We start from the raw sequence: 17,830 nt of genomic DNA, 5'->3' as shown, positions 1-17,830 counted from the left end.
CGGTGCAGTGCATCACTTAAGGAGAGAGCTCTTCATAGTCGGCTCGGTAAATAGTTGACAGTATCAACCATATTCTGGATGATTGACTGTGTCAACTAAATTAATCGACCGCAAAGTCGGGGAGAAACAGGGGATGACCATTGCAGTGACCGGAGCCGGCGGCAAGCTGGGTTCGGAAGTTCTCAAAGCCGTTTCCCGATCGAATTCCGTGCCGGTGGTTGGCCTGGCGCGCACACCGGCCAAGGCTCAACACCCTGGTATCGAGATCAGAAAAGGTGATTACAATTCGCCGAACGATCTGGCAGCTTCACTTGGTTCAGTCTCAACGCTGCTGCTGGTGTCCGGCATGGACGAACCGCAGAAGCGAATCGAACAACACCGAAACGTCATTCGGGCGGCCCGGAGTGCGGGCGTTCAAAAGATCGTGTACACCAGCATCCAGGGTGCGGAGACGGGAACCGGGTTTTCGCCGGTCGTGCAGAGTAATCGGCAAACAGAGCAGGACGTTCGTGACAGCGGCCTTGAGTGGGTTATTGGTCGCAACGGCATTTATATCGAACCCGACATTGAATATATGGATTCCTACAAGAAGGCGGGATGCGTAGCCAATTGCGCGGGTGATGCAAAGTGCGGATACACGACCCGTCCCGAACTTGCCTGCGCCTACGCACGCATGCTGATCGACGACAAACACAACGGCGAAACCTACAATTTGCACGGCGATGGGCTGACCCAGGTTCAATTGGCCGACTATCTGAGCCAGTTGTCCGGGGTCGATCTACCGTACCGGGAAATGACAATTGAGGACTACCGGCGTGAACGGACAGCGGAACTTGGGGAGTTTCTAGGTGGGATCATCGCGGGTATCTACGCCGGTATTCGTCTGGGCGCAGTGGACAACCCAAGTCAGTTTGAAATCGCAGCCGACCGAAAGCATCAGTCGTGGCCGGACTATTTCGGGAGTCTGTTAGTGGACAATACATGAAACAGGCCGGCTACAACTGCAGGGGATGATAGCCAGCGATAGTCTCTTCTAAATCGGCAGCCAATCGGCTCAGGATATTGCAACGGCATTTGGCCGATGAGGCATATACTTTCAGTTGTTGGTCGACGGCGACCACAACCCCCGGAGATGACGGCATGACCGAGCGCGACGATAAGGACGACGATAAAGCAGCAGGCGATGCGGCAAGTGGCTCTTACATTGCCATTGGTATCGGCATGGGAGTCGCACTGGGTGTCAGCCTTGGCCTCGCAATTGACAACCTCGGTGCGGGCATTGGTATTGGTATTGCGATTGGTGCCGGACTGGGCTCAGTAATGGAGGCCAAAAAGAAATAGTCACTGCCGCTGGAATCGATTCATCCGTGTTGTTCTTGAGGCAGATTTGATTCACGCATGGCTGTCGAAACGACAGGGCTCGGTGCCGGCTCAATGCCCGGAGTTAGTCGGTCCACCCGTGTACAACAATGCGGGTTTCATCCAGTAGGTCGCGGATTAACAGAGCGCTATTCTCAAGACGTGTGACCGCTCGTCTCTGAACCGATCCGGATTAACCGAATTCAGCGGTCTCATGCCGCGCTGAGAATGATTGTTCAATTTGTGCGTATTCTAATCTGGGTTACCCTGCATCGCAGTGACAGTATTGTTATTCTCCATAATCCCGTTTCCGTGTACTCACGTGCATTCGTAACACGCACGGCCGAATGAGAGTCTTATTCATGCTCAAGTTCCGACCTCTGCTTTCCGCGTCACTCATCCTGTTTGTTTCCTGTCTGCCAATTGCTGTCACAGCGCAGACCTCTGTCTATGAGTCGGAGCCGAACAATGAGCCTGCCAATGCCGTGCAGGTGGCCGGAGAAGTTGTGCTTATCGGCTCGATGGTTGGCAAAGATCAGGATGCCTACGAGTGGAGCGTTTCTGACACCGACTCCAGCAAGCGCTGGAACTTCGAACTGCAGGGCATACCGGGCGCGCTCACCATCGTCGAAGTCATGCGCATTGAGTACGCGGAGAACGGCGTTGACGTCGCTGCGCGTGAACGCTTGTTCACCATGGGCACGCGCGATGGCTCACAACCATCGATACACGAAGACCTGTTGTTCGAAGCCGGCGAGTACCTGCTCGGTGTGGCCTTTGCCGGACAATCTCAGGGAGGTGCGTTCCGGCCACCGGTGGGCAGTATCAAGTTTGACGAGCTTGGCAGCAGCGACCAGGGCGAGGTTGCCGAACAACCCGGCGGTTATCGCTTAACGATACGCGAGGGTGACACCACCCACGTCAGGAATGGCGTCCACTCGCTGCCCACTCGCGACGAGGCCTTTGAGGTTCGAATGGACACCCAGTTGGCGCTGTTAACGGCCGACGAGATTTCCTGGTACCAGTTCGACGTCACCGAAAAACACAGTCTCTCCAAGTGGGACTTGATGGCCCAGGTGCCGGTTGGTCGATCCGCCAGTGGCAGTCTTTATGCCGCCGATGACACCAAGTTGGCAACGGCGAAGACTGACGACAAAGGCAAACTGTCGTTCCCGGATCTGACCCTGGAGCCGGGCAAGTATTTCGTCGAACTCAACGCGAGCCCGGGCGCCTACTTGCGCAGAATGGAAGCGCGGCCTGCCGGCGTGCGCGTTGAAGGTGCCGAAGCGGAGCCCAACGACCACCGGGGGCTGGCCAACAGGGTCGATCCGCTGCAGCCCCTTAGCGGAAAAATGGCGAAGGTCAACGAGTCTGACTTTTTCACCTTCACGCTGGACGAGTCTGCCGCCGACACGATGTACGCGTTGCAGCTCGATGCCGCACCGGGCGTCAAATTCACACTGTGTATAACCAGCGATAAGGGAGCGAGGCTGCAATGCCGGGAAAGCGAAGGCGGTGTAGCGCTTCCGGACCTGGTATTCAATGCTGGCGATTGGGGCTTTGTCGTTGAGCGTGGCCAAGAAGGCGCTGAATATTCAGTGCAGCTTGTGGAGCAGGGTGCCATTGTCAACGGCGCGGAGTTCGAGCCGAACGACAAAATTGAAAATGCCGTTGCTATCCCCGGCAACAACCGAATCAAGGGTCGTTTCACCGGTGATGACACGGACTTCTACAAGCTGCTGGTCACTGACGAGCCGCAACTCTGGCGTGTCCAGGTTATTGGCGACGAGATCTTTTGAGCTGGCTTATTACGATGGCGCCGGTATCCAGAGTCAACGTTACCGGATACCCAAGGGGCAGCGGCGGGTACGGCTCGAAAACCTGTTTTTGCTGCCGGGTATACACCATTTCCGGGTGACGGGACGCGATGGCGGGGACTACACCTTACTCGCGCGGCCCATTGGCCCGCCGAATCCCAATGGCGAGATGGAGTCGAATGATGACACCAGCCGGATGCACGCACTCGGCTTTGGTCAAACCCGCACCGGCCTGTTGCATGACGATCAGGATGAGGACAACTACCGTTTTCATCTCGCGAACTGGGACCGTATCCGCGTGACGCTGCAACCGCCGGTCGACGGCGCGATCGTCGCCCAGCTTTATTGGGATCACAGCAATTTCAAACTGTTTAACAAGCCCGAAGTCGGCAAAGAGGTTGTGCTTGAAGGCTTGTTCCCGCCGGGCGACTACCGCCTCCGGTTGGAAGCGAAGCAGCCCAGCGATGCGGAATACACACTCGGTCTGGAGCGCTTGCCGCGCTTTGCTTGCTCGAGTGATTGTGAACCGAACGACAACATTGATTTTGCAAATCCGTTGCCCGCCGATCACGTTCTGGAAGGCGTGGCTATGGATTGGCGTGATTACGACTGGTATCGCCTGCCGGTATTCGATGCGCCGACCGCAGTGATCTTCAGTGCCGAGGAACGGCCGAAGGTGCATCTCGCAACCCGCGAATACGCGTCCCGTGTGCCAATCGAATGGGACAATGAAGCTGGCGTGCTGCGCGCAACAATTCCTGCCGGTAAGCAGACCTATGTGCGGATAGATCACGTTGGTCCCTATCGCGTCGAGGTCGCGTTCCCATCCGGGCCGGCAGCTCAAACAATTACGGCATCCGAATTAGAGCTTGGCCTGACAGTGGAGAGCAATGCGGTCAGCGCTTATCGACAGTTTGGCCAGCGTTTGACGGGTGAGCTGCAACTGACCAACCGCGGTGCCACGCCGCGCGAAGTAACACTCAATGCGGCGGCGAGTGACCGGCGCTGGGAACTCGAGTTTGCATCGCGCCAGGCAACTGTGCCGGCAGGCGGAACTACAAAGGTAGCGGTTACGGTCAACGTTCCACCCGATGTATGGGCCGACAGACCGGTGAACCTTGCCGTGCAGTCGGTAGCGGATAACGGTTCGCGCGGCAGTACATCGATCGATGTCGAGGTAAGCAGAGACGCGCCACCGGTGCGGGCGCATCGAGCCTTTGAAATCCCCACCGAGCTACGCGGCGGACTTAACGTGGCGCGGGCGGCACTAGGCGCCAAATGGCTGAACGACTATGACACGGCTGTCGGTCGGGGTTTCGCCGAGCTGTTTGATGGCTTGGCTGTTAAAAATGCCGGGATGCAACTCCGTGGCCAGACCGCCTTGCACTCAATCAATATTGATATAGACCTGGCTGGCGACGAAGCTGTTGAGGTTGCCGGAGTCTCGCTGAATGCCCTTGCAATGACTTCGGCCGAGGGCGTCCTTAAGAACCTTGACGTGTTTCTGTCGTTGGACGGCACGAGCTACACGCAGGTGTTGAGCGACGAATTGTTGCCAATCAAAGCCGAGCAGTTCTTCGTTCTGGACGAGCCGGTGGCCGCGCGTTACGCACGATTGGTTTTGAAGCATTCATTTCAAGGGACCTCGGGTCCGGCGTTAAGCCTCGGCGAGTTCAAAGTCATCGCAGTACCGGGTCAGGATATTTCGAACGGCAAAGGCTATAACCTCGCCGACCCCGAGCTCGGCGGTCATACCGTGTGGTCCAGGCCGGTACCGCCATCCACCACGGACCGGAAATTGCTGGTACAGGACGACGCACTCGAACGCCGGCGGGTACGAGCCGGTGAGTCTTATGAATGGGTGATCGGTTTCAACCACAACCGGGCGGCGCAGATCACCCGTCTGGAGTGGCTGGATGCAGCGCAAGCGGCCGTCGAAGACAGGATTCCGAACGTCACGGTTTCTGTCAGTACAGATTCTCCGATAGGGCCGTGGCGTTCGTTAGGTGAGTGGCAGCACAGCGCCGGAACAACACCGTCCGTGTTCCAGCTGGATGAAGCGACCTGGGCGCGGTTCGTCAAGTTTACGATCGCGCCCGTTGCCGAGCTGACCAACTTCGTTTTGCCCGATGTCATTCGCATTCACGAACAGCCGACCGACGATACCTATCGCTCGATCATGACCGAGTGGGGTTTCGCGAGTCAGTCCGCCATTTTCGAAGAACTGCAGCCGCTGCAACTCGACAAGGCGTTCGTCACTGCAAGCAACGACTCCAAAGCGAAAGCAACGCCACTGGTGGCGGGACAGCAGGCGGGCGGTCAGGTCTTACTCGGCAAGCATACGCATTGGTACCGGCTGGAAGTCCCGGCTGAACAAAACTTCCTCAGTTTGAAACTCGCGGGTGATCCGACTGTGCGGACCCGCCTGCGGCTCGAGACCAATGCTGGCACAGAGATCCCGTTGACTCAGAATTCTTCGAAAACCACACCGCAGCTGCACGTGCTGGAAGCTGTCGTTGAGCCGGGTACAACCGTGTTCCTGCAGGTTGAAGAACCGCCGCGCAATGTCGTGTTCCTGTGGGATACCAGCGCGAGTGTCGGTGCCTATCTGCCAGTGATCTACAACGCGATGCTTGAGTATGCGAAAGACGTGGTGCCGGGCCGGGATGCCGCCAACCTGCTGCCGTTCGGCGGCCAGTTGCTGACCCGCGACTGGTACAGCGAGCCTTATATCTTGCAGACGATACTTAATGACTATCCGCGCAAGGAGAGTTCCAGCGAGGCCGAGGCAACCCTTAACACGGCGGCCAAGGCGCTGGCGAACCGTGCGGGTACCAAAGCTATTGTTATGGTTACGGATGCGGCAACCGGTCTCCACGCGCCAGTGTGGGATGCCTTTCGTGAAGTACGACCGCGGATTTTTGCACTTGGTGTTGGTTCGGAAGGCGCGTTCGGGCGCAACCCGGTGCGCGAGCAGGACCTGATGCAGGACTGGTCGCGCGTGAATGGCGGCCATTACAGCCTCATGAAAAGTGAAGGCGAAATGGAAGTGGCGTTTGACCGCGCCATCACGATGTTGCGTCGTCCGGCCGGGTACACGCTGGACGCGAGCTTGTCATTCATCGAAGCACCCGGCCCTGGCAGCCTGAGCGTTCGCGACGGCAGCGGCGCTGCCGGCAGCGGTTCAACCGGCGGTGCCGCCATCGAATTGATTCTGGATGCATCAGGTTCGATGCTCAAACGTCTCGACGGCAAGCGCCGCATCGCAATTGCCAAGGAAGTACTGGCCGAAGCGGTGACCGAGCACATTCCATCCGGCACGCCGGTCGCGCTGCGGGTGTTCGGTCACAAGGAGCCGAATGCTTGCCGCAGCGATCTGGAAGTGCCGTTGGCCCCGCTTGAGCCTGCTGCCATTCTGAAGCAAATCGAGTCCATCAACGCGATGAATCTGGCGAAGACGCCGATTGCGGATTCACTCGCTGCCGTCGAGTCGGACCTGAAAGGCGTGAGTGGCCGTAAAATTGTTGTCCTGCTGACCGACGGCGAAGAAACCTGCGAAGGGGATCCGGCCGCGGTCGTGCAAGCGCTGCAGGACAAGGACATCAATGTAACGCTGAATGTGGTGGGTTTCGCCATTGACGACGAACAACTGGAAGCCGCCTTCGCAAGCTGGGCAGAACTCGGTGGTGGTCGTTACTTCCAGGCGAAAGATCAGGCCGGACTCAGCGCGGCGATCAAGGATGCGCTGACCGTGCCGTACAGCGTCTACGATCAGGCGGGTACGCTGGTGGCCGAGGGGCAGGTCGGGGGTGCAGCGTTGGAGCTTGCGCAGGGTTATTACCGCGTTGTGGTGCGGAGTTCACCGGCCCGAACGTATGACCGGGTTGAGATCGCGGCAGGCAAGAACGTCGTGCTGGAATAACCGATGCGACTGCTCATGTGAGCAGTCGCTGGCCGGGCTGGTGTAACCCGGCCATGGATCGCTTGTTGTTGTGCCAAGTGCAATAAGTAACGCGTTGCCGGTATGTGGCCGGACAAGCGTGATTACTGCGCCGGGTCGTACGCGGGCAGCGCAGCAGTGCCTTCATCGACTTGAATCGTCGGACGTTTCGCCATTCGAGTCAGGGAAATCAGTAGCGGCTTGCCGTTCAATGAGCTGAGCATGACGGCGTCCTGACTGGGATTGTGTTCCAGGTTCTGCACTTCCTCGTCACGGGCATTGCGTGCTTCCTGCAGCCCCATCGGGTTGAGCGGCACAAGCTGTGTTCGAACGTTACCTGTTTTTGAATCAACCTGACTGATGTAACCCTGCGGCAATCGATTGGCACGTGTTCCTGTTACGCCGTACAGGAGCACGTTCTGGTCTTTGTAGTCGAAGTCGACCCAGGTTCGTAGCTGTTGGTTATCCAGCGCAGGCTGCAAAGAAAATTCATCGGAAAACGTGCCATCGGACTGAGAGGCGAGGTACGCGGTTCCCTTGCGTGCCTTGTCACTACTGCCACGCCTGAACAGAACATGCACCCGACCGTCAGCGCTCGCGCGTGCTGCAATCTGATCTACATTTTCGATCTGTGACATGGACTGCTGACGTTCCAGTATCGCTTTGAACGCATCAGGGTCGCTACCGATCGTGCTGAGGTCAGGCATCTCCATTGGCTTTGACGGGTCCGGCATCTTGTTGGTTGTCAGGGCAATCTGACCCACAATCGTGCCGGTGGAATCCACGCGGTAGAGCCTGTCTTGCTGTCCGACGACCGAGCCTGCCGGAGGCTCGACATCGGCCAGTTGACCGCCTTTGAGTGGCGATGCAGCGACGAGTAACAGCGCGCCACCGTCCGCAGAGGCCCAGAGTTTTGTGACACCCAGCAAAACGTCAGGCGTGTGCAGTTCCTTTTTCCAGAGCGGCTCACCATTCGCAGTGAAACGTACAACCGTGCCGGATGGTGAGGTCGTGTCATTTCTCTTTCGCGGCAGCATCCGCCAGACCAGCAGTTCGCCGTTGTGGCTTACGTCGTAAATGATGTTGTCGGAATTCACAGTACGCCCGTAGCCAGCGTCCCATTCACTTGCGGATAACTCCCAAATGCCGATGTTGCCGATGCCGGGACGCCAGGTTTCAACCCGGTCATTGGCAACAATCACTACGTCACCGGAGTCGGTGATCGTTCCGGTAAATCCGGTGTATGCGCAGTAGTTTTCGGCGAGTGCTTGCGGTTTTACGTTGGCTAGTTCCGGCTTGAGATCGACGGTGTAAAAGTTAGTCGCACATTTTTCACTGACATGCGCCTGGGTGATGTCAGGCATCGTGTGATACAGCAAGCGCGTACCACCGTCGAATTCGCGTGCATCGTCTACGCGAATATTCAGGTTGCGATCAGTGTTGGTGATTGTTGCCGCAGACGCGGACAGGGTCGGCAACAGCAAAAGCACAGCCCAGCAGGACGTTCGACAGCGACGTTTCAGTGAGCCAGGTACATTCATTTCGCAGTCCTCCGAGTATCAGCAATTCGCAGTTTAGCGAACAATGTTCTTTTTTACCGGAGAAACGCGGTAACGTGCTGCTGGAGTCGTTGGTTGTCGGAGCCGGTGTTAGTCGTAAAGTAGAATATGCACGGTGTTGCTCCTGGCAACGCTATAACTGAAACTACCGTTTTAGACGAGGAGATCGCACGTGCTCGAACTTCGTCCCAGTTGTGAGAATTGCAACAAACCTCTCCCGCCAGATTCACTGGAAGCACGCATTTGCACCTACGAGTGCACGTTTTGCGCTACCTGCGTGGACGGCATACTCAAAAACGTCTGCCCCAATTGCGGCGGTGGCTTTGTGCAACGGCCGATTCGTCCGGCGATAAACTGGCGGCGCAATAACTACCTTGGCAACGATCCGGCGAGCACAGAAGTCCGGCATCGACCGGTTGATCCCGCCGAGCACGCGGTATTCGTGGAAAACATTCGGCATTTGCCGCCCGAAGAGCGCTAGAGAGCCACACAGCCGGAGTCACCCGATGAATGAACAGGCCGATGCAGCAAAGGTGAAGTTTTTTCCGCCGGGTATTCCGTTGATTGCCATCATCGCCGGCTACGTTCTTGACCGTTACGTGCCGCTGTCGTCAGGCTGGTCGATTGCGGTGCCGGAACGTTACTTTATCGGCGGCGCGGTCATCGTCTGCGCTATTCTGCTGCTGGGGCTCTGGCCCTTCTTGCTGTTCAGGAAAAGCGGCCAAAGTGCCAACCCGTGGCGACCAACACCCAACATTGAAGAACGCGGGCCGTTCGCAGTTACCCGCAACCCGATGTACCTGCAGATGGTGCTGGTTTGTCTTGGTGTTGGCATCGCGTTGATGAGCCTGTGGACGATCATGCTGACGCCGCTGGTGGCCTGGGGCCTGTGGCTCGCTGCCATCCGGCCGGAAGAGGACTACCTTGAGAAGACATTCGGTAAGGAATACCTTGCGTACAAATCCCGGGTTCGTCGCTGGCTGTAGGAGTGCGGCGGTTTCGATCTCTGCCTGACACTAAGGAGATATCGCTATGTCATTTTCCCGGAATATCCAGCCGTTCGTAGAGTCCGAGTTGCACGCTGCTGCCGGGCTGCTGGAACAGGGCGAGGCCGAGGCAGCATTCAGGCATCTCGAATCAGCGCACGTGTTGGGTCAGGCTTCCACCCGGTTGCACACGCTCGTGCACGTGCGAATGCTGCAGTGGGCCATCAAGCGCCGCGACGTACGGGAAATCGCCGGTCAGCTGTTGCGTATCGTCGGGGCAGCAACAAAGACGGGCATCGGTCTCGTGCCGCATGGCAACACCGGCGGTGCTAACGTCAATCCGTTCAAAGCGATGCCGATCAGTGACGCGCACCGGGACATTCTCACGCGGGCGATGACTGACCGCAAAGACCGTCGGAACCGGGCTGACTAATAGGAGTCGTTGCGTCGCTGCGCTTGAACGCGCTGCTGCACCGAGTCCGGAATTGAGAGTGAGCCCGACGACCAAAGGGTGCGTATTCGTCGACTGCCAGCGCTCCAGTCGAGCGCGCTGTTGTGCCGAATCGGGACTGCGAAAGCCCTGCCTGTTTACTCCCGGAATGCGCAATTGGCCGATCGCCTGAACGGATGCTGATATTGATTTTGAGAATGTGTCCGTCGCCGCCCGACGTTCCGATGCGCCGAACACTCGCTTTCTGTGCGAACGAACGGCGTTGCTCGCCCGCTATCGACGAACTCTCCCGTCGTTGTTTTCAACAGCGCCGTTTATCCGCTCGACGTTGTCTCGGGTTTTGCCGGTATCATGGACGCAACTTCACTATTCCAAAGTTTCGGGGGAATTATGCAACTCGTCAGACTCGGTTTTTTCATGGCCTTAATGTCGTGCGCAGCGCTGCCTGCTAGCGCTGCAGATGATGCGCCACGCGCCCGCGATCTTGGTATTCCCTTCGACGGTAAACCCGGTCCGTTGAACGCGATCACTGACGTGGCCGGTGTGACAGTCGGTGTGCACACCATCATCGCTGACCCGGAAGAGGGCGTCGCTGTGCGCACGGGCGTTACTGCGATCCTGCCGCGCGGCGAAGCGACCAGTCAGAAGCCCGTGTTCGCAGCCTGGTTTGCGCTGAACGGTAACGGCGAAATGACCGGCACAACCTGGGTTGAAGAATCCGGTTTTCTGGAAGGTCCGGTGCTGATCACTAACACCCACAGCGTGGGTACGGTGCACGAAGCCGCGATCCGCTGGCGTGTCGAGCAGGGCAGCCCGGACGACAGTGGCTACTGGTGGTCATTGCCGGTCGTCGCGGAAACCTGGGACGGATTTTTGAACGATATCAATGGCTTTCATGTGCGCGCAGAGCACGTGTTCAGCGCGCTGCGTTCCGCCAAAGGCGGTCCCGTGCCCGAGGGCAACGTGGGCGGCGGTACCGGAATGACCTGCCACGAGTTCAAATGCGGCACAGGCTCCGCGTCGCGCACGCTGGACGTGGACGATGGTCATTTCACCGTCGGTGTGCTGGTGCAGGCGAACTACGGATTGCGTGACACGCTGCGAATTGCGGGTGTGCCGGTTGGCAAATTCCTGACGAGCGATCGGGCCTACGCCGCGATGCCGGGCGGGCCGCGCGAACTGGGTTCCATCATTATCGTGGTCGCTACCGATGCGCCATTGCTGCCACATCAGCTGAAGCGCGTAGTAAAACGCGCGGCACTGGGTTTGGCACGTAATGGCGGAATCGCGAGTAATGGCTCCGGCGATATTTTTGTAGCATTTTCGACCGCCAATGAGGCCGCCAGCCAGTCGGGGCCCATCAAGCAGGTCAGCACCGTATCAAACGAGAACATCAGTCCGTTCTTCCAGGCAACAGTAGAAGCGACCGAAGAAGCCATCATCAATGCGATGATCGCGGGACGCGACATGACTGGCCATAAAGGTCACACCGTACGTGCGATCAATCATGCAGAACTGCAGCGCGTACTCGCCGAGCACAACCGCCTGAACCCGGTGCCCGACTAGCGGCCGGCGCTACGGACCTTCGTAAACTGTCTTACCGCCGACGACGGTACGCAGCACTTTGGCGTTGCGTATGTCTTCCGGTGGTATGGCGGTCAGGTTCCGGTCAAGCAGCACGAAGTCGGCCAGCATGCCCGGCGCGAGCGTGCCCTTGCGGTTTTCCTCGAACGAACTGTAAGCCGCTTCAGTGGTGTAGGCGCGCAATGCTTCCTCGACCGTGATCTTTTGCTCCGGTGTCCAGCCGCCGGGGTTGGCGCCGTCGAGTGTTTGCCGGGAAACCGCCGCGTAGATACCGAGCAGCGGTTCAGCCGGTGCAACCGGCCAGTCGCTGCCGAACGCCAGGTGAGCGTTTGAATCGAGCAGGCTGCGAAACGCGTAGGTGGTTGCAGAACGCTCTGCGCCGATCACTTTCTCGGCCCAGCGTCCGTCGTCAATTGCATGGTAAGGCTGCATGCTGGCGATGATGTCCTGCGCGGCGAAACGTGGCAGGTCGTTCGGGTGTATGTGTTGCGCGTGTTCTATGCGCAGGCGCCGGTCGCGAGGGCCTTTCGCATCTGTTACATCGAGGTAGATGTCGAGCAGGTCGCGTATGGCGCTGTCACCGATCGCGTGCACCATGATCTGCAAGCCGGCGTCATCAGCATCGCTGACCCATTGCCGCATATCGTCCAGCGTGTTGATCAGAAAGCCGCGCTCCTCCGGCGCGTTCGTAAACGGTTCCAGCATCGCAGCGGTGTGCGAGCCGAGCGAACCGTCCATGAAGCCCTTCAAACCGCCGATGCGAAGCCAGTCATCGCCACGGCCGTTCTTTGCCACCTCATCGCGTAACTGTGCCCATTCGCTCAATGGCACGACAGAATAAACGCGGGTCTGAAGTTTGCCGGCCGCCTTCAGGCGGCGGTAGCTGGCGAGTGACGTCCAGCTCGCCATGTCATGGACGGTGGTCACGCCCTGCGCGGCAACGTATTGCATCGCCGCTTCGATCTGGCGATCCATGAGTTCATTGCCGGGTGCCGGCACCGCCGCCATGACCAGCGGCATCGCGTTGTCTTTGAGTACGCCGGTCGGGTAGCCGTCGGCATCGCGGACGATGGTGCCGCCGTCGATATCGGGCGTGTCGGCATCAACACCGGCCAGCTTCAGTGCCAGCGAATTGGCGAGCGCCATGTGGCCGTCGAGCCGAAAGAGCCACACCGGGTTGTCAGGCGTTACGGCATCGATCCACTCGCGCGTCGGCAGTTCGCCGCCCCAGTTTTCGTGATCCCAGTTGCCGTCCAGCAGCCATTCACCGGGTCGCACTGTTTTCGCGAATGCGCCGATGCGGCGCGTGAATTCTGCCGGTGTTTTTGCGTCTCGCAGTTGCACGGAGGCGAGGCTGGAGCCGCCGTCGGCGAAATGCACGTGGGTGTCGATAAAGCCGGGCACCAGCATCGCGCCGTTGGCGTCGATCACTTCCGTTGATTCGTTGATGAACGGTTCGACGTTGGCGTCTGTACCGACGGCCACGATATCCTCGCCGCGACTGGCGATGGCTTCGGCCCATGGTTTATTCGGGTCGCCTGTCCAGACAATGGCATTGCGAACGACCAGGGTAGCGGCCGCGGGCGTATCGGCAGACTTGCTGCACGCGGCCAACGAGACGACGAGTACTGCGGTGCTTATTAAGATTGCGAACGAACTGCGGATTCGTTGCTGCATGGGTTCCCCCGGTCAGATGAGTTCTGCTGTGCGCAGTGTACTCCGCGGGTCACCTCAGTTCAGCGTTGTCAGCCAACCCTCCCGTTCAAGGCGAGCCATTTGCGTGATGATCCATTGTTGCCGGTTACGGACATAGGCCGACGGCTGGCGGGCATTGTAGTTTCTCGGGCTGGGCAGTACGGCAGCCAGCAGCGCGGCTTCAGGCCGGTTGAGCGCGGCGGCTGGTTTGCCGAAATACGCGCGGCTGGCGGCTTCCACGCCGTACACGCCAGGGCCGAGCTCGGCGATGTTCAGGTAGATTTCCAGAATGCGGCGCTTCGGCAGGCACAGTTCTACGAACACGGTCAGCCATGCTTCAAGACCCTTGCGCACAAAATTGCGGCCTGGCCATAGCCATAAATTTTTCGCGACCTGCTGGCTGATGGTTGATGCGCCACGCAAGCGTCCACCGTCGCGCCGTGATTCCACAGAGTTCAGTATTGAGTCGACGTCGAAGCCGGCATGGTCAGAGAATTTTTGATCTTCGGCGGCGACCACCGCGAGTGCTGCCTGCGAACTGATCGCATCCCAGTCACTCCATTGCCACGCGACCGGCACCCGGCCACTCTGGTCCTGCAGCATGAACGCCGAGGTGGCAGGCGCGACCCAGCGCAAGGGCAGTACCAACAGTACGCTCGCGACGATCACTGCCAGCAGTGCGGCCAGCAGGTAACGTAAGAAAGGACGGCGAGGTTTCTTTCTGGGTGCCAATACAGGTATCCGTTGCGTTTCAGTCAGGCCAAAAAAAAAGACCGGCGACCCGTAAGGTCGCCGGTCATTGCGAGTATTACTTAACGGCGTGCACCGAAGAAGTAACGACCGCCGATGCTCCATGAGGTTGCATCGTCACCGAAATCCAGCGACAGGCCGGCGGCGAACTGGTTATTGAAGTGGTAGTCACCCGCCAGTTCCAGCGTGGTGTCACTGCCGGATTCGTCAAGGTCGGCGTAGTTGACGAAAATCCGACCTTCGAATTCCGGCGTGAACATGCGCCGGAAGCCAGCCGACAGACCGAAACCGCTGTCGTCAAAATCGGCGCCGCCTGACTCAACTTCGCCGTCGATGTACGACACACGTGCGACGAGATCAGTGTCGGCAGAAATGGCCGTCATGTAACCACCACCTATCTGCAATGCATTGACGTCAACGCCGCTGAAGTCCAGCGTTTCGTAGCTGCCAAACAAGTGCCAGTTGTCCGCGATCTTGTAGGAACCGCCAAATTCGAAGCCGTCTCCGTCAACATCACTGCTGCCAGCGTCCAGCTCTGCATCAACGTAACGCAGCTCGAGGTAGTCGTAGTTGAGTTCAGCGTTTGCAACGCCTGCGAACAACGTTGCTGCTGTTGCCAGCACGACTGTTTGCCCAAGTCGTTTGTTCATCCTTAGTTATCTCCTATGCGTGATTATTGCTTATTGATCAGCCGCACCTTGCGTCACGCACGCCCGGGCAGTGATTTCGAAACAGGCTGTCGCTCTTCGTTACCCTTAGAGTCCCGAAGTGGGCGCGAAGTTTGCTGTTATTTATAAAAAAATCAACAATATACTGTCTCTTTTCCGCGACAGTTGGGTTGTCCGGCGGACCGCTTTTCGCTTCCTATGTTGCTGATTTTCGGGCAGTCTCTGCGCCCATGACGCTTGATAGATTCATTCGCCTGGGGCTAGGCTTCCTGATCCTGCTGGTGTTCCTTATCGCGCTGGCGGCCCTGTTGTTCGTCACCGAATCGGCGCTGAACGTCTGGGACCGTCTGCTCGAAGGACCGCGGCTGCTGCTCTACGGTTACGTATTCGTCGTGGTTGCGCTGATCGTCGCGGCGATCTGGTTCATGGTTCGGCTGGTGGTTAAACGTCAGCCTCGCAAAAAGAATTCGTCGCAGAACGTTCCGTTGACGCGCGAAGAAATCGAAGCACGATTGCGTGCGGCGGACGCCAGTGGTGTGGACACCCAGGCCGCACGCGCCGAGCTCGATGAGCTGGCATCGCGTCAAGCGGCCGGTCATGTGCATTTGTGTTTTTTTGGTGAAATCAGTACCGGTAAGAGTTCGCTGGTTCGGGCGTTGATCCCCGATGCGAACGTGGCGGTCAGTGCGGTTGGCGGTTCGACTTTCGACATACAGCATTACCGCTGGACCAACAGCGCAGGCAACGAAGTTCTGTTGACCGACGTGCCCGGTACCGGCGGTACAGCCGACGGGTTGGACCGGGTCGCCGAAGAAGAAGCACAGCGGGCGCAGATCGTGTTGTTCGTGACCGACGGGGATCTGACCCGGGCAGAAAAGCAGGCACTGGAGCGACTGCTTGCGATAGGCAAGCCGCTGATCCTGGTGTTGAACAAATCCGACCGGTACGACGCGGCCGAACAGGCGCAGCTCATCGCGCGTTTGTTGCAGTACGTGGAAGAACTCGGTGGCGAATGGGCGCGCGACCAGGTAGTGGCCGTGTCGGCCGGTGGTGAAACCGAGGTCATCGAAAAACACGCTGACGGCACTGAGCTGACAACGCGCCGGCAACGCCCCGCCGACGTTGGCGTGCTGGTCGTGGCGATCAACCAGCTCATGGAACGCGAGTCGAGCGCTATTGATAGCCGTCGCGACCGCGCCGTGTTTCGGCTGGCGGCCGGCAAGCTCGCGGAAGCGGAGGCGCGATATCGCGAGCAGCGCGCCGAACAAATTACGCGCAACTCAACACGCAAGGCGGTCATTGGGGCGCTGGCGGCAGTCAGTCCCGGTACCGACGTCATCATCCAGGGTTACATCGGTACGACCATGACGCGGGAACTGTGCCGCCTGTACGGTGCGGCACCGCGCGACCTGGATGTCGAGGAGTTCCTTAGCCTGAGTCAGAGCCGGGTAGGCCGGGCTTTGCCGCTGTCGCTGGCCGTGGCGGGCAATGGCCTGAAGGCATTCCCGGGTATCGGTACGGTCGCCGGTGGTCTGGTTCATGCGGTAGCCTACGGTTTGATATTCGACGCGCTGGGCAGAAGTCTCATACTGACCCTGCAGCAGCACGGCGAATTGCAGCCGGATGTGGCGGCGAAGGCCTTTGAGGACAATATTGGTGAGCATATTCAAGCGGGTGTTAAGCAAGTTGTCGGGATTGCGCTCTCCGAAAAAGAGCGTAGCGGAGACTGACAACAACGGCTCTCGCCACCTGACGCTCGCCCGCGAATCACTAACCGAACTGATCGACGACTCGCGCCTGCCGCCCGGTGTGCGTGAATCGCTGGCGCACGACTATGCCGAGGTGCAGGCGATGCTCGATAAGCTCGAGCACGGTCACTTGCACATTGCTGCGGTTGGTCGGGTCAGTACTGGCAAGTCGTCGCTGCTCAATGCGTTGATCGGTGAGACGCGCTTCGCGTCCAGTCCCTTGCACGGCGAAACCCGCCACTCCTCAATGGCGGAGTGGAATGAGGTCAGTGCGGGCGGGGTTTTTCTGATCGATACGCCAGGCCTCGACGAAGCAGGCGGTGAAGATCGCGAACGCATCGCGCGCGAAGCGGCAGCACGTGCAGACCTCGTGATCTTTGTACTCGACGGTGACATTACCGACACGGAACTGCAGGCATTGCGAACGATAGTTGAAACCGGTCGTCCCGTGCTCGTCGCGCTGAACAAGCGCGATCTGTACACCGCCGACGAAGCGGCAAGTCTGTTAAACGCGATACGCAAGAAGTGCGCAGGTATCGTGCCCGCGCAACATGTGCTGGCCGTGGCGGCTGAGCCGCGCGCGCAACAGGTCGTCGAGATTGACGCAGCCGGCAACGAGACAAAAAGTTCGCGCGCCCGTGAACCGATGATCGAAGAACTGCGCCTGCGACTCTGGGAAATAGTGGAAGCCGAGGGTATGACACTGGTTGCGCTGAACGCGAGTTTGTTCGCCGCAAACCTGAGCGACCAGGTTGGACGACGGATACTCGAAGCACGACGCGAGATCGCGGATCGCCTCGTGCGCACGTATTGCATTGGTAAAGGCGTGGCGGTGGCCTTCAACCCGGTGCCTGTTGCGGATTTGTTTGCCGCCGCGTTCATCGATGTCGGCATGGTGATGCATTTGTCCCGTGTGTACGGCCTGCCGTTGTCACGCCGCGAGGCCGGTTCGCTGGTCGCCGTGATTGCGGCTGAGGCGGCGGCGCTGATGGGGACCGTTTGGGCCCTGCACCTGCTTTCCAGCGCACTGAAAGTCGGTACGCTGGGTTTGTCGACGATACTGACCGCGACAGCCCAGGGTGCGATCGCGTGGTACAGCACCTACCTCGTCGGGCGGGTCGCGGGGGAGTATTTGTCCAAAGGCAAGTCGTGGGGCGATGGCGGACCGAAACAGGTGGTCAGCGAAATCCTCGACAGCCTGAGCAAGGAGTCGGTACTCCAGGAAGCGCGCCGCGACATACGCGAGCGGCTTGGCATGGCGGCGAGTTGACGC

At 58.9% G+C, this 17,830-nt stretch carries 14 protein-coding genes; 10 read left to right on the top strand and 4 right to left on the bottom strand.

What is annotated here, in order from left to right:
* The first annotated feature begins 133 nt into the window (after nucleotides 1–133).
* The 4 genes from AC0L8N_RS05820 to AC0L8N_RS05805 all read left to right on the top strand — a co-directional run bounded on the left by AC0L8N_RS05820 (nucleotide 134) and on the right by AC0L8N_RS05805 (nucleotide 7,098).
* Nucleotides 134–985: an NAD(P)H-binding protein gene (locus tag AC0L8N_RS05820; protein ID WP_473670057.1), complete on the top strand. Its 852-nt coding sequence runs from the start codon at nucleotides 134–136 to the stop codon at nucleotides 983–985.
* A gap of 155 nt (nucleotides 986–1,140) precedes the next feature.
* The gene (locus AC0L8N_RS05815) at nucleotides 1,141–1,341 is read left to right on the top strand and encodes a hypothetical protein (RefSeq protein ID WP_473666628.1); all 201 of its coding nucleotides are present in this window, start codon (nucleotides 1,141–1,143) and stop codon (nucleotides 1,339–1,341) included.
* Nucleotides 1,342–1,721: 380 nt separating this feature from the next.
* Nucleotides 1,722–3,158 carry a hypothetical protein gene (locus AC0L8N_RS05810; RefSeq protein WP_473666627.1) on the top strand — a complete coding sequence of 479 codons (1,437 nt, stop codon included), beginning with the start codon at nucleotides 1,722–1,724 and terminating at the stop codon, nucleotides 3,156–3,158.
* A complete protein-coding gene (locus tag AC0L8N_RS05805) occupies nucleotides 3,139–7,098 on the top strand; it encodes a VWA domain-containing protein (RefSeq protein WP_473666626.1) in 3,960 nt (1,319 codons plus the stop codon). The genes AC0L8N_RS05810 and AC0L8N_RS05805 overlap by 20 nt, the downstream gene beginning before the upstream one ends.
* 122 nt (nucleotides 7,099–7,220) lie before the next feature.
* Here the strand turns inward: AC0L8N_RS05805 and AC0L8N_RS05800 are convergent, their stop codons facing one another.
* The gene (locus AC0L8N_RS05800) at nucleotides 7,221–8,657 is read right to left on the bottom strand and encodes a hypothetical protein (protein ID WP_473666624.1); all 1,437 of its coding nucleotides are present in this window, start codon (nucleotides 8,655–8,657) and stop codon (nucleotides 7,221–7,223) included.
* Nucleotides 8,658–8,847: 190 nt separating this feature from the next.
* On the opposite strand from AC0L8N_RS05800, the gene AC0L8N_RS05795 reads away from it, so the two are divergent.
* The 4 genes from AC0L8N_RS05795 (at nucleotide 8,848) to AC0L8N_RS05780 (ending at nucleotide 11,678) form a co-directional block, all read left to right on the top strand.
* Nucleotides 8,848–9,156, top strand: a complete 309-nt coding sequence (locus tag AC0L8N_RS05795) for a DUF1272 domain-containing protein (RefSeq protein WP_473666623.1) — start codon at nucleotides 8,848–8,850, stop codon at nucleotides 9,154–9,156.
* Between the two features lie 25 nt (nucleotides 9,157–9,181).
* Complete coding sequence (locus AC0L8N_RS05790; RefSeq protein WP_473666622.1) at nucleotides 9,182–9,661, top strand: methyltransferase family protein; 480 nt, start codon at nucleotides 9,182–9,184, stop codon at nucleotides 9,659–9,661.
* Nucleotides 9,662–9,707: 46 nt separating this feature from the next.
* Nucleotides 9,708–10,094, top strand: coding sequence for a DUF3703 domain-containing protein (locus AC0L8N_RS05785; RefSeq protein WP_473666621.1), 387 nt, complete (start codon nucleotides 9,708–9,710; stop codon nucleotides 10,092–10,094).
* Nucleotides 10,095–10,502: 408 nt separating this feature from the next.
* Nucleotides 10,503–11,678 (top strand): DmpA family aminopeptidase, encoded by a 1,176-nt coding sequence (locus AC0L8N_RS05780; RefSeq protein ID WP_473666620.1) that lies wholly within the window; start codon nucleotides 10,503–10,505, stop codon nucleotides 11,676–11,678.
* 9 nt (nucleotides 11,679–11,687) lie between these two features.
* Here the strand turns inward: AC0L8N_RS05780 and AC0L8N_RS05775 are convergent, their stop codons facing one another.
* From AC0L8N_RS05775 to AC0L8N_RS05765, 3 genes are all read right to left on the bottom strand, one after another.
* Nucleotides 11,688–13,373 (bottom strand): amidohydrolase, encoded by a 1,686-nt coding sequence (locus AC0L8N_RS05775; RefSeq protein WP_473666619.1) that lies wholly within the window; start codon nucleotides 13,371–13,373, stop codon nucleotides 11,688–11,690.
* A 54-nt stretch (nucleotides 13,374–13,427) separates the two neighbouring features.
* Nucleotides 13,428–14,132: a monofunctional biosynthetic peptidoglycan transglycosylase gene (gene mtgA / locus AC0L8N_RS05770; protein WP_473670055.1), complete on the bottom strand. Its 705-nt coding sequence runs from the start codon at nucleotides 14,130–14,132 to the stop codon at nucleotides 13,428–13,430.
* 71 nt (nucleotides 14,133–14,203) lie between these two features.
* Nucleotides 14,204–14,791, bottom strand: a complete 588-nt coding sequence (locus AC0L8N_RS05765) for a hypothetical protein (RefSeq protein ID WP_473666618.1) — start codon at nucleotides 14,789–14,791, stop codon at nucleotides 14,204–14,206.
* A gap of 248 nt (nucleotides 14,792–15,039) precedes the next feature.
* Between AC0L8N_RS05765 and AC0L8N_RS05760 the strand changes: the two genes are divergently transcribed.
* Nucleotides 15,040–16,539: a GTPase gene (locus tag AC0L8N_RS05760; RefSeq protein WP_473666617.1), complete on the top strand. Its 1,500-nt coding sequence runs from the start codon at nucleotides 15,040–15,042 to the stop codon at nucleotides 16,537–16,539.
* On the top strand, nucleotides 16,466–17,827 hold the full coding sequence (locus AC0L8N_RS05755; RefSeq protein ID WP_473666616.1) for a YcjF family protein: 1,362 nt from the start codon (nucleotides 16,466–16,468) through the stop codon (nucleotides 17,825–17,827). The genes AC0L8N_RS05760 and AC0L8N_RS05755 overlap by 74 nt, the downstream gene beginning before the upstream one ends.
* Nucleotides 17,828–17,830 lie beyond the last annotated feature (3 nt).

The sequence above is a fragment of the Woeseia sp. D3-10 genome, from assembly GCF_055809415.1.
This window is presented reverse-complemented; position numbering and strand designations above follow the sequence as displayed.